Below are 12,745 nucleotides of genomic sequence, written 5' to 3' on the forward strand. Positions count from 1 at the left end.
ACATGACAGAAGATCTATTTGGTGCCGCAGGATTTAGTTCCTTCGGCCTTCTTTTTTTGTGGTCCATTGCTGCCTATTGGAGCAGTCGTTTGGCCTATAGCTCGGGGAAAAAGCAGTTGCGACGCAGGTCTTTGGGTCTACTCACCCTCGTTCTGCTAGGTGAGGTGCTTGCCTTTACGAAGGCCACGATCATACTCAGCTCATGGCCAACAGGATGGCCACAGATGCAAGTGAAGCTGGGGCTGGAGCTGGGGTTGTTCGTCGCACCAGCGCTGGCGACGCTGGTGTGGTCCGTGCCGAGGCTGTGGCGTATAGCACGGACGGAGGGTGGACCGCAGGGCAAAGCCTTACCTGCGGAAGTGCGTGTCAACGCCGCGCATATCGCGGTGGCGCTGCCGGTGCAAGCGGTCATGCTGAGCGCGATGACCGTGTTCTTTTACACCTTCTTCACCGCGGTTCCGCTGCCGGTGAAGATGATTGTCGTGCCGCCGCTGCTTGCCGCAGCCGGCACTTCCATACAAGGGTATCGGCTGCACCGCCGATACCTGGCCATGCGCAGCCCCGCGTGGACGAAGCCACGGCTCGGGGTGCGGGTAGTGCTCGCCGCCGCCGGTGTCCTAGCGGCGGCGGCGGGGTTAGTGATCTGGCTGAGCGCAGCTAGCCAGATCAGCCGTTTGCCCGCCGAAATGAACATGGCGGCGGGGGTCATGGACTACGGCGGCGGCGCAGCGCTGGCCACTACTGACCACGCCGTCCACCACGGCGTGGGCGGGACGAGCTTGGCGACGCTGACGGGTCCCCGCGAGGGGACGCCGGATCAGCGGTTTACGCTCACGGCCAGCAAGAAAACGGTGACGCTCAGCTCTGGCAAACAGGTGGAAGCGTGGACGTTTAACGACCAACTGCCAGGCCCAGAGCTGCGTGTAAAACAAGGTCAATTGGTAGAAGTCACGTTGGTAAACGCTGATATTGAAGATGGCGTAACCCTGCATTGGCACGGTCTTGACGTCCCCAACGCAGAAGATGGCGTGGCAGGTGTGACACAAAATGCCGTCATGCCAGGCCAAACTTATGTGTACCGATTCATAGCAAGTGATGCAGGCACCTACTGGTACCATTCGCATCAGCAATCGTATGTAGGTGCAGGTAAAGGACTGTTCGGATCGTTACTCGTTGAGCCCGCTGAGACTTCGACCGAAATTAAGCCAAATGAACTAGATATCCCGATTATTGCACACACCTATACGACCGTAGACGGCACATCGAATACGATCTCCTTCGGAGCTTCGGATAAGCGGCAAATCCGGCAGATTGCGCCGGGTACAGCGGTTCGCTTACGTCTTATTAATACGGATAATTCACCAATGACGTTTAAGTTAGTAGGAACTGCTTTTCAAGTGACCGCCATTGATGGAACGAGCCTGCTTGGGCCCACAGATCTAGTAGGGAAAAATCTTCTCCTCGCAGCAGGCGGGCGTTATGATGTGACGTTTACGATGCCAGAGGGAGATGTGCTTCTAGGTCCACAGTCCGAGAAAGAAAGGGGCAGCCACGCCTCCTTACTAATGAGCCCAGACGGTAGGGATGGGGATTTCGACGATGCAGATGCCGTAGATTCACGCGGACCTGTTTTTGACCCCTTGACGTATGGCAGGCCAGATAGCCGAATAGTTGCTGCGTTCACAGGTCATTATGATCGTGAATTCCAGCTTATTTTAGATAAACGATTAGGCTTCTTCGACGGAAGACTCGCGTATTCGTTTACGATCAACGGAAAACTTTTTCCTGATACGCCAATGTTGATGGTGAAGGAGGGCGACATGGTGAAAACGACGATCGTTAATCATAGCAGCGCTAGTCATCCCATGCATTTGCATGGGCACCACATGTTGGTGCTGAGTCGCAACGGGCAGCCTTCATCCGGAAGTCCCTGGTGGGTGGATACGTTGAACGTTGCCGCAGGAGAGACTTACGAAATTGCTTTCGTCGCGGATAACCCCGGACTCTGGATGGATCATTGCCACAATCTGCAGCATGCGACGGCGGGGATGACCATGCATTTGATGTATGAGGGGATTACAACGCTATATTTCGTGGGAAGTGCGACTACAAATCATCCGGAGTGACGGTATTCACCATTTTGACAAGATTGGAAGCCGTTTTTTCAAAAAAGAGGGAGGGCATGTCACATTAACTTACACACAGTTGACAAAATACACCTTGGCAGTTTACTCTAAAAGAGGAAGGCACGACAAATTGCATATCACCTCTTTCGTATAACCTTAATAATTGGATTAAGGGTCTCTACTTAGAAACCGTAAATTTCTAGCTACGAAAAATGTGCACTGAGAAACAGGCATATTTTTCATGGCTAGTTTTTTTGTGCCTACATTTTCATATATTAGGGGAGTAGGAGGTTTTGATCGATGACAACGATTTTAATTAAAGATGCTCAGATCGTGACCATGAATCGGAACGGAGACATCATAACGGGGGATATTCTGATCGAAAATGACCGCATTACCGCGATCGGGCCCGATTTGAACCCTGCACATGCCGATAAAATTATTAACGCTAAGAATCGCACCATCATTCCGGGCTTTATTCAGACGCATATTCACCTGTGCCAGACATTGTTCCGAGGTAAAGGTGACGATCTGGAGCTTATGGATTGGTTAAAAAAGCGGATCTGGCCCCTGGAAGCCTCCCATGATGAGGAGTCGATTTACTATTCAGCGATGCTCGGTATTGGTGAACTGATTCAAAGCGGCACCACAACCATTGTGGATATGGAGACGGTTCATCACACCGATTTTGCTTTTCAGGCCATTGCTGAGAGCGGTATTCGCGCGCTGTCAGGCAAGGTGATGATGGACAAAGGGGACGAAGTTCCGTTCGCCTTGCAGGAAAATACGACAGATTCGCTTCAACAAAGCGTTGATTTGCTGGAAAAATGGAACGGGCACGACGACGGTCGTATCCAGTACGCGTTCTCACCGCGTTTTGTTATCTCGTGTACGGAGGAGCTGCTGCGCGAGGTTCGTAATTTATCGGAACAGTACAACGTGAAGGTCCACACACATGCTTCTGAAAATCTCGGTGAAATCGAGATCGTGCAAGCCGAGACGGGCATGCGCAACGTCGTCTACCTCGATCATCTCGGCTTAGCGAATGAGCGATTGATCTTGGCGCACTGCATCTGGCTCGATGAGCAAGAGAAACGTATCATCCATGAGCGAGGCGTGCATGTCAGCCACTGTCCGGGCTCCAACCTGAAGCTGGCTTCAGGGATCGCCGAGACCCCAGAGATGCTGGGGCTGGACATCTCCGTCAGCTTAGGGGCAGATGGTGCGCCGTGCAACAACAATCTCGATATGTTTAACGAGATGCGGCTCGCTGCGCTCATCCAAAAGCCCGTGCACGGACCGACGGCAATGAACGCGCAGACGGTGTTCCGCATGGCGACCATCGGCGGCGCTCGTGCCGTCGGGATGTCCGATGAGATCGGTTCGCTCGAAGTCGGCAAGAAAGCCGACCTCGCGATCCTCGATCTCAACAACTTCCACACGTATCCGTCCTACGACGTGGATCCGATCTCGCGCATCGTCTACTCGGCGACGCGTGCTGATGTCGAAACGACCATTATCAATGGTCGGATCGTGATGGAAAACCGCATCCTGCGGACGGTTGATAAGGACATCGTCCTGCCTGAAGCGAACCGCTCGATTCAGCGGTTGTTGAAGAGAGCTAACCTGCGCTAACATTGTCGCGCAGCTCAAAAACCCTCAACAAATCCTCCTATTGCGTAGGATTTGTTGGGGGTTCTGCATTTCGGCAGGCTGACTACTCATTCAACGTACAAAACACAAAGGTACCATAACCACCACAAATTTGTCCTTCCATCCAGCAATACATGTAAAATGTACAGTTATTTATCTCGAAATCGCCTATAAATAGGAAGTAGATGGAAAATGTGCAGTTAATTTAGGCAGATTCCCGCAAAAGAGGTGGTTCACGTGAAAATAGATGGAAGTTTTCCATTTATCTTATATTGTAGCTAGTTTCACAAGAAATTACCTACATGTTCTACAGCTAAATTCGATGCCTAGTGAATCAGCCCCAACCACTTCCAATAGGGCACACACAGAAGAGCAAGCAGCAACACAGCTAATCCGTAAGCAAATGCAACCTTCTGGCCTTGGCGATGGCTAAATGCTTTCCCTTCGGAACTATAGTAAGCCGTCAGATATGTCGGCGATTGATAGGCGAAGAAGAATGGGTCCGTAGATAATAGTACCACGAATACGAGAATCCATGGGTGAACCCCCGCTTGGTCGGCTAAAGGCAAGAGTGCCGTGACCAGCAAAATAACAGCTGGATCGTCCCTGACGATCAACGTGACGATGAATGAGAGCACAATAACGGCGGCTAGGAAGAAGAATGGCGACGTTACGAAAACGCCCATATGCTGGCCTAGGAATGATGACAAGGCTTCGACAAGCCCAAGTTCATTGGCAGCAGCAGAGAAGCTGAAGGCCACGCCAAGGAAAAGCAGGAACGTCCAGTCGATGCCTGTGGAAATCGTTTTGCGATCCAGCACGCCGCTGATGACGAGCACGGCAAAGCCAATCAGCATAATCCAAGCACTGTCGATACCATGGAGTGGTTGTAACACCAGCATGATGATGCAGCTTAGGACGGTTACGACGGCAATGCGCTCCTCGCGCGTCAATGGTCCTAGCAGTCGCAGCTGCTCGTCTAAGACATCGGCAGCAATCGGCTTAGCGGAAGCTGTTTTGCGGAACATGATGAAGATGATGGCAAGCAGTACGCTGCTAAATATGATAAATGCCGGTAAAGCATAGATAAACCACTGAATCCAGTTCACTGGTGAAGCTGTTGTGACCAGTCCGAAGGCTAGTACGTTCGTGTACGAGCCTGTGAGCACGAATGGCGCTGTGAAGCCGTAGAACAGCATGGCAGTAAGGCCTAAACCTGCTGCGCCGTGACTGCGTGCTCCGAAGCCCATGGATTCGGACAACGTTTGGGCGATCGGCACACCGAGTGATACCTTCGCTGAAGAGGAAGGGATCATCGGGTTCAACATGATACCGCCGGCCACGATGCCCCACAGCTGCCCGCGATAGTTAGCGGGAAAGCGCTTCAGGGCATGGAGAGAGAAGCGGTATAAGAAGCCTGACTTCGTAATCACGGCGCTCATCGCCATGATGAAGATCATATACAGCCACGTCGGCGAGGCGAAGCCCGACAGAGCGACCTCCGGCTCGACGAGGCCGCCGAGCACCCAAAGCATGGCCATGCCCAAGGCTACGATGTAGTCGGGCATGATGTTCACGATCCAGAGGATCACGGCGGCTAAGCCGATCCCGATGAAGTCCATGCCGTGGCGGGACAGCCCCGCGACGGGCTCGGCGATGTGGAAGCCGAGCACCGAGGCCACGGCCAAGATGATTGCCGCTAGGCCCAGCCAGCGGCTGCGGTCACCAAGCCGCCCCGCGCCTGCGGCGAGGCGCTCGCTCTTGCTTCTGGCCAGCATCTGCTTGGCCAGACCGAAGCTTTGGTCGCCGCTGCGCTTGGCCGCCCCCGATCCCGACAGCGCGGTTGCCTCCGCGAGCTGCAAATATTCCAGCGCAAGCTGGTTGCGCCCCAGCTTACGGCACAGATCAGCGCCCCACTCGTAGACGGTGGTGAGCTGCTGCGCCGAATAAGCGGCGCCTTGCTGATCCAGCGCCGCCTCTACGATGGCCAAGCCCGCTTCAGGCGCGTGTTCCACGCAGTAGCGGACATAAGCCCACAAGACCGCGTAGCGCGCGACGAGCAGCTCGTCCGGGCAGCGCCGAAGCGCTTGGCTGATTACCTCTTGCTGCCGCACAGACTCAGCCAGGGCGGCTTCTGCTGCCTTAACGTGCCCCGGCTCCGCCAATTCACCCGCGGCAATAGCCGCCACATCCAGCGCCAGCGCCCACTCACTGCGCGCAGCATAGACCTCAACCATCGACGCCCAATCACCTTCGGTCCGATAGTAAGACAAAGCCTGATCCACCCACAGCTGCTGCTGACGCTCACCGTACCGCTGTGGCAGGATGTCGAGCAGGACACGAGCGATTTCGGGCCGCATGTGAACGAAATCCCGTTCCACGTCCTGCTGGACGAATCGTCCTAGTGCAGCGTATGCCTGATTGGCTTCTTCTATGGTCATACCAAAGAGATGCTTAAGCAGACCATCGCGCACACTTGGCAAGCAAGCACACGCGAAAAGGAAATCCCGCAACAACGCCGGCAGTAACTCCACCTCATGCAGTACCCATTGCGCTTTCGCTTCCTTGGAGGCTTGTAATCGACCATTGGTTGATACCAACCGTTGCGAAAGCAGCCGAATGAAATAGGAAGAAATCTGCGGTTGCTCGACGACTAACCGATCGAAGGTCTCTCGATCAATATAGTAGAGAACGCTTTCTGCAGCTATGATGGCCGTTGCCGATCTGGGCTCGCTCGTTAACAGCGCCATTTCCCCGAGCGTATCCCCATCCTGTAAGCTTGCGAGCGACTGGCGTGTACCATCTTGCTTCTGAGAGAACAGTTCTATTCTGCCGCTCTCAATCAGATACATGCTATCACCAGGATCACCCTGCTCGAAAAGCATGTCTCCCGCTTGCCCTTTCACCATGTCCAATTTGCCAAGAAGCTTGGCTAACTCTATGTTAGAGAAATCCTTAAACATCTCCATATCTTTAATCGCCACGAATGATCTACTCTCCTTGCACGATGCTATGACTATTCTCAAAGCTATTAACTCCAAGAATACTGTACGCTTGGTATGACAAATTTGTCCACAAAAATTGCTAGCAGCCTCCCAAACGCAAAAAAGAAAGACCCTTAACGAAGTTAAGGGTCTTTCTAGAGAATGCTATATTTGCAAGCTGAAGCTTACAGTTTTACAACGTTCTCAGCTTGTGGTCCGCGGTTGCCTTGAACTACGTTGAACTCAACGCGTTGGCCTTCGTCCAAAGATTTGAAACCTTCGCCAGTGATTGCGGAGAAATGTACGAATACATCGTTTCCACCTTCAACTTCGATAAATCCAAATCCTTTTTCTGCGTTAAACCATTTAACTGTTCCTACTGCCATGGGTAATACCTCCAAAGTTTTATTAACATGTCTTTTTTCTTGTTTCGAACAAAAAAATTACACATTGGAAAAGGTTTCATTTACTTAAATGATAACCCTTTGCAATACGCAATTCAGGTTTTCCCTTTAAGACTATTAATACTGTACCACACTATATTAGGTATTGCAATTATACCTGAGAGGGATTTATTGCTAAAGCAACGAAGGCTTCCCTATCGTCAATTTTAAGTGCTATAGCTAGTGCTAATGCGACATCTTTCGACGGGATGATTCGACCATTTTCGATAGAATTTAGGATGGAATAGCTGATCCCCGCTTTCTCGCCGAGCTTACGTAATGTGAGATTTTGCTGTTGCCTCAGCTCTTTGAGCCGTTTGTGGAAGGCCATGCTAGCCCCACCTCAACTTTCTTTATTTTTTTGTTTTTGAATTTCGGTTCTAATTTTGTCGAATGGGTCTTCCCAGTGCGGCGGCTTGATGGTTTTGCCCATTTCATTCTTGTGAACCTTCCCATCGGGCCAAACCTTGGACATATTCGCATGCTGAACAATATCAAAAATCGGTCCAGGCTCTACTCCCATTTCAACAAGTGTCCCTAGTACAAAATACAATTCATCAATCATCGCATCTACTTCATCTTCTAGCGTAGCTGCTTCTTCAAACTCATTGAGCTCTTCTTGCATCCACGCCAGGCGCGCGGCTTTACGCTGAGCAGATAGGCGCTGTGGTGATGCGCCCACTGGGTGCTCGAACGTTTCATGGAACTTCTTCACAGCTTCGAAAGCTAGCTTTAATGTCATTGTATCTGATCTCCCTTAACATGGTTATAGTTTTCTACTATATACCACCCGAAGGGAGTTGTGGTCAATATGTCGGATGTTTATTAAACATGGCGCCCCATAATAAAACGGTCTTTCCAATAGCCTGAGGTCATGGAACGTATAACGACACCTGAGCTTGTTGTATTACTGATAAACTGCCCATTACCGATATAGATACCTACATGATTAATCCGGCCTGGTGTCGATGTACTGAACATGACCAGGTCGCCCTTGCTTAGGCTTGTCTTCTTGGAGACCCGAGTTCCTAGCTTCGCTTGCGCTTGGGAGCCCCATGGAAGCTTGATACCATTCTTGCTAAAAACAAGTTGCGTATAGGCAGAGCAGTCCAGGATTAGACGGCTAGTATTTCTAGTACCATATCGGTAAGTGACATCTCCGATGTATGACTTGGCTGTACGCACAATGCTGTCTGCACGGGACGTGCTCATGGCTGTCGCGGCAGCTACCGCCCCATTCGTCGTTGTCGTGGCAGCAGAGGCCGCTTGCGAGCTCAATAACGCTGTTCCAGCGATTAGCAAGGAAAGACTAAGACCTACAACAGATGGATTAAGGCGGTTCTTCTTCACAAAAATCATGATTGATTTCCTCCTTTGATATGAAAATCTAAGTTTGTTGGACCTGCTACTACCATAGCACATACCAAATAACCTAATATTTAACAGCAAAGGAGGAAAGTCGCGCCACACCTAATTGTAGACATTTTTCTGAGAATTTCATGAGAATTCCATGAGACTCAATCTCTTGACACCAATGAATCCGCTTTATCGCCAGTATGTTCCTGCCGGAACTCTGAAGGTGTCACGCCATACTTCTTCTTAAACACTTGAGAGAAATGTCTCATATCTTGATAGCCGATGCGCTCAGCAACGTCCGCCAGCTTCATCTTTGGATTCTGCAGCAGCTGCTTCGCCTGCTCCAGCCGCAGGTTAATCACGAAATCCTTGAAGCCTTGCCCCGTCTTCTGTTTAAACAACTGGCTAAAGTAAACTGGGTTCAAATACACGATCGAAGCCACTTTCTCAAGTGAAAGATCGTCTTGATAGTGCGTGCGCATATATTGCAAAGCCACTTCAACAGAACGATCACTTCCGCTGGCGTGATGCTCATAGACCTGTGTCGTGGACGCTTGCCGCATCCGCTGTACCTCCGCGGGTACGGATTGGAACTGCTCGATCCGCTCCGTTGACATGATCTGGAACGGGACTTTCAAATATTTAATGAGATGGCTGCGAAGCTCCTCAATAAGCTGCGCGATGCTAGTGCCTTCAGGAGGGGTGACGAGCCCTAATAGGCTTTTGCTGTCGTGAACCGTCACGAAACCTTTGCCATAGCGTTCGATCAGCTCCAACAGGACGTTCTCGATAATAAAATTCTCCAAGAAAACGGCCTTATCGGTCTCCATTTTGACCATGATCAGATAGAAATAAGGATGCTGCTCCACGAATGGCCCCATATCAATCCGCCCCGTATCCAGACCTTGCACCCAGCGCTGGAACACAGCTTCTTGCAAATATTTGCGATTCGTCTTGAGCAGCTCTGCTTCCTCAATCAGTTCGGTATCATGGGCGATTTCCTCGCTCAGCTTCCTAATCATTTCGCTCAACACTTCTTTGCCAATCGGTTTCAGCAAATAGTCCTTCGCACCAAGGCGTACAGCTTCTTGCGCATAAGAAAACTCCGAATAAGCCGAAATTACGACCCACTTCACATGGGGATGGCGACTACGTGACATATTCATGAGCTCTAACCCTGTCATTCCCGGCATCAGAATGTCCGTTAGCACGATATGAATCGTCTGACTGCGAAGGATACTGATGGCTTGCTCTGCATTCGAGGCTAAGTGGATCGTGTGCTCGGGAAAGCGATTCTGAAGCGTGCGCTGAATGCCTTGAAGAATAATGGTTTCATCATCGACTATAAGAATATCCATAATGGTCTGTTATACCCCCTTACGAGGAAGCGGCATCGCAATGATAACCGTAGTTCCTACCTCTTGTTTACTTTGTATCCGAAGTCCATAGGCCTCTCCAAACAGTAAAACGATACGCCGGTGTACATTCGTAAGCCCGATGCCTCTCCGTGTCATTTTGCTATTCAGATCAGGCTTCACTTCGCCCCGAGACTCCTCCGCTTGATAAGCGTACGAATCTCCGATCATACGAGCATCTTCTACTAACCTCATCTGCATTTGATGAAGGAGATCTTCTTCGATCCCCACACCATTATCCGAGATAATGATGTGCAGTTCTTGATCATGCACCTCAGCGAAGACGCGAAGCACGCCAGGCTCTCTCAGCGGCTCTAGCCCATATTTAACTGCATTCTCGATAATTGGCTGCAAGGTCATTTTAGGCAGAACCACATCCAGCCATTCTGGATCAATGTGAATCTCCGTACTCACCCTGCCCTCCAAGCGGTTCTCGATGATCGTCATATAGTGGCGCATCTGATCCAACTCTTGCTGCAGCGTCGTTTTGGACGCTTCCTGCCAATCACTGCTATACCGGAACATATGAGATAACGAAAGGATTACTTTACCTAAGCGATCATTCTCCCGTTCATCCAGCATCCAATAGATCATATCCAAAGTATTATAGAGGAAATGGGGATTTACCTGAGATTGCAGTGCCTGCAGTTCGGCATTTTTCTCACTCATAGAAGCCAAGGTAATGCGTTCGATTAGCTCATCCATCCGTTTCACCATGCGATTGAAGGAGGATACTAGCGAGTTAATCTCTTCAAAGGATTTGACCGTCACGGACCCCTTGAAATTCCCCATCTCTACTTGTTTCATCTCACGAATCAACAGCTTTAACGGGGAAGCAATATTCTGCGAAATCAAACTAGCCAATGCCGTAGATAAAATAATAAGGACCACGACAACAACGTATAAGTACTCTCTCGTTTTGACAACTTCGGCATTAATATCCCCTTTTGGAGTCAAACCGAAGACAGTCCAGTCCGACATTTTTGCTTTTGCTGCTACAATCAACTGATCGGTACGATCATCGATGATGATCTCGCTCGTTTGGGGTCGCGGTAAGCCTGTAAAAGAGGGAGGCAGATTCTTCTTATCTTCCGCCGTCGTTGCAATCATCCTGTTCTCTTGATCAACGATATAGACTCGGCTATTCGGACTGATCGTGACGTTCGATAATGCTGACACAATTGGCTGTGGATTCGTTTCAATCAACATGACACCAATCACGCGATGATCTGTAAGATCATATAGTTTTCGTCCAAAAACAAAGAGTGGATTTCGTTGAAATTGATTGATTACCGACCCTTGCACGAGTCCTAACCAGACCATTTCTCCAGAGGAGTCCAGAAGCTTTTGGTACCAATCCGCTGATGAATAGTTGGTGTCGATGACACTGTCGAAGCCGCGTTCATAGTTGTAGTTTTTACCTGCATTGGTTATGACATGAATCCCTATAATATCATCCCGCGAATAGTAAATAGCTCCCAAAATGTTCGTAATCGTACGTTCATTCAATATGTTAGCGGTCATATCTGAATTGGAGTCGCGATCCTCAATGAGTCGGATCATTTCATAGTTACTGTTCAAAGATTTCGTAATACTATCATATCCTTGTAACAGCAAATCAAATAAACCAACCGTTTGTGAAATATTTTTCTGCGCTAAATCGTTAATCTTACTATGTATGATTTGCGTGGTCTTTTGATAATACAAGACACTGACAAGCACAACAAGCACTAGCATGGATGAGATAAATAGCAAAAAAAGCCGATTATGAATGGAATTAAAGCCCCGTTTCACGCTGATCGTGATCCCCCTTCGCAGCGACAGTATTTGCTATTTTAACACAGCTGCGCATAAATGAAAAAAAGAGGGTGAAGTTAACCCTTCACCGCTCCTGCTACCATACCTTTTGTAATTTTGTCCGCAAGTAAGAAGTACACGATAATAACCGGTAACGCCCCTAGTACAAGGAAAGCGCCAATGGCACCGTAGTTAACGGAATACTGACTTACGAAGCTGTTCACCCCGAATGGAAGTGTCTTGAGTCGCTCGGATGAAATGAACGTTGCTGCTAAGATGTACTCGTTCCAGATGTTGATAAAGGTAAGAATACAAACCGTCATCATCGGAGGAACGGAAATTGGAAGAATAATTCCAGTGAAAATTTTAAATATCCCTGCACCATCCACGACAGCTGACTCTTCAATCTCTGCCGGAATGGATTTCATGAAGCCGCTGAGGATGAATACCGCAACTGGCGTCTGAAACGCAATGTAAGGCAAAATGATGGAGAGATGCGTGTTCAGGATGTGCATGTTTTTGAAAATAATCATGAGCGGCAGCAAGGTTGCCTGCATCGGAACCATCATCCCGATCAGGAAGATAACCATGACAAGCTGCCCGTACTTCCATTTGAACCGCGTAATGGCAAAAGCCGTTAAGGAACTCAAGAAGAGGACACATACCATTGTAATTAAGGTAACGAAGAGGCTGTTCTTCAAGTATTGGAAGTAATGCCCCGACTTGATTGCATTCGTAAAGTTGCTCCATTGAAGCACATGCGGCAGTGAGAAGAACCGCCCAGACAGGATTTCCTCATTCGTTTTGAGGGAATAAATGAACAGCCAGAGCAATGGATATACCTGTGTGACCACAAGTAAGGATAGAAATATGACAACAAGAACCTTTAGGATAGAGAAGCTTTTGCGTCTCCGGATGATGGCAGGTTTAGCCGAAGCTACATCCCTGGCGTTTAACATGGTGACACTCCC

10 protein-coding genes and 1 riboswitch are annotated in these 12,745 nt (G+C 49.5%); of the genes, 2 read left to right on the top strand and 8 right to left on the bottom strand.

Going from position 1 to position 12,745, the window contains the following annotated elements:
* Positions 1 to 2: 2 nt before the first annotated feature.
* Both L6I86_RS31290 and L6I86_RS31295 read left to right on the top strand, forming a co-directional pair.
* Positions 3 to 2,126, top strand: a complete 2,124-nt coding sequence (locus L6I86_RS31290; RefSeq protein ID WP_236292569.1) for a multicopper oxidase family protein — start codon at positions 3 to 5, stop codon at positions 2,124 to 2,126.
* 126 nt (positions 2,127 to 2,252) lie between these two features.
* Positions 2,253 to 2,352, top strand: a riboswitch (purine riboswitch).
* A gap of 74 nt (positions 2,353 to 2,426) precedes the next feature.
* Entirely contained in the window at positions 2,427 to 3,761 is a 1,335-nt protein-coding gene (locus tag L6I86_RS31295) for a 5'-deoxyadenosine deaminase (RefSeq protein WP_236292570.1), read from the top strand.
* Positions 3,762 to 4,105: 344 nt separating this feature from the next.
* On the opposite strand, the gene L6I86_RS31300 is transcribed toward L6I86_RS31295, so the two are convergent.
* From L6I86_RS31300 to L6I86_RS31335, 8 genes are all read right to left on the bottom strand, one after another.
* A complete protein-coding gene (locus tag L6I86_RS31300; protein ID WP_236292572.1) occupies positions 4,106 to 6,763 on the bottom strand; it encodes an SLC13 family permease in 2,658 nt (885 codons plus the stop codon).
* Between the two features lie 185 nt (positions 6,764 to 6,948).
* Positions 6,949 to 7,149, bottom strand: coding sequence for a cold-shock protein (locus L6I86_RS31305; RefSeq protein WP_028555213.1), 201 nt, complete (start codon positions 7,147 to 7,149; stop codon positions 6,949 to 6,951).
* 169 nt (positions 7,150 to 7,318) lie between these two features.
* Positions 7,319 to 7,537, bottom strand: coding sequence for a helix-turn-helix domain-containing protein (locus L6I86_RS31310; RefSeq protein ID WP_236292573.1), 219 nt, complete (start codon positions 7,535 to 7,537; stop codon positions 7,319 to 7,321).
* 12 nt (positions 7,538 to 7,549) lie between these two features.
* The gene (locus L6I86_RS31315) at positions 7,550 to 7,948 is read right to left on the bottom strand and encodes a pyrophosphohydrolase domain-containing protein (protein ID WP_056622355.1); all 399 of its coding nucleotides are present in this window, start codon (positions 7,946 to 7,948) and stop codon (positions 7,550 to 7,552) included.
* An 83-nt stretch (positions 7,949 to 8,031) separates the two neighbouring features.
* Positions 8,032 to 8,565, bottom strand: a complete 534-nt coding sequence (locus L6I86_RS31320; RefSeq protein ID WP_236292574.1) for a C40 family peptidase — start codon at positions 8,563 to 8,565, stop codon at positions 8,032 to 8,034.
* A gap of 158 nt (positions 8,566 to 8,723) precedes the next feature.
* On the bottom strand, positions 8,724 to 9,920 hold the full coding sequence (locus L6I86_RS31325; RefSeq protein ID WP_236292575.1) for a response regulator: 1,197 nt from the start codon (positions 9,918 to 9,920) through the stop codon (positions 8,724 to 8,726).
* 9 nt (positions 9,921 to 9,929) lie between these two features.
* On the bottom strand, positions 9,930 to 11,771 hold the full coding sequence (locus L6I86_RS31330; RefSeq protein WP_236292577.1) for a sensor histidine kinase: 1,842 nt from the start codon (positions 11,769 to 11,771) through the stop codon (positions 9,930 to 9,932).
* Positions 11,772 to 11,851: 80 nt separating this feature from the next.
* Positions 11,852 to 12,733 carry a carbohydrate ABC transporter permease gene (locus L6I86_RS31335; RefSeq protein WP_171633585.1) on the bottom strand — a complete coding sequence of 294 codons (882 nt, stop codon included), beginning with the start codon at positions 12,731 to 12,733 and terminating at the stop codon, positions 11,852 to 11,854.
* Positions 12,734 to 12,745 lie beyond the last annotated feature (12 nt).

The sequence above is a fragment of the Paenibacillus allorhizoplanae genome (assembly GCF_927798215.1).
Taxonomy (GTDB): domain Bacteria; phylum Bacillota; class Bacilli; order Paenibacillales; family NBRC-103111; genus Paenibacillus_E; species Paenibacillus_E allorhizoplanae.

Excerpts from the sequence above, each read along its gene's own strand:
- L6I86_RS31290 (WP_236292569.1), top strand. The coding sequence starts at position 3 with ATGACAGAAGATCTATTTGGTGCCGCAGGATTTAGTTCCTTCGGCCTT.
- L6I86_RS31295 (WP_236292570.1), top strand. The coding sequence starts at position 2,427 with ATGACAACGATTTTAATTAAAGATGCTCAGATCGTGACCATGAATCGG.
- L6I86_RS31305 (WP_028555213.1), bottom strand. The coding sequence starts at position 7,149 with ATGGCAGTAGGAACAGTTAAATGGTTTAACGCAGAAAAAGGATTTGGA.
- L6I86_RS31310 (WP_236292573.1), bottom strand. The coding sequence starts at position 7,537 with ATGGCCTTCCACAAACGGCTCAAAGAGCTGAGGCAACAGCAAAATCTC.
- L6I86_RS31315 (WP_056622355.1), bottom strand. The coding sequence starts at position 7,948 with ATGACATTAAAGCTAGCTTTCGAAGCTGTGAAGAAGTTCCATGAAACG.
- L6I86_RS31320 (WP_236292574.1), bottom strand. The coding sequence starts at position 8,565 with ATGATTTTTGTGAAGAAGAACCGCCTTAATCCATCTGTTGTAGGTCTT.
- L6I86_RS31325 (WP_236292575.1), bottom strand. The coding sequence starts at position 9,920 with ATGGATATTCTTATAGTCGATGATGAAACCATTATTCTTCAAGGCATT.
- L6I86_RS31335 (WP_171633585.1), bottom strand. The coding sequence starts at position 12,733 with ATGTTAAACGCCAGGGATGTAGCTTCGGCTAAACCTGCCATCATCCGG.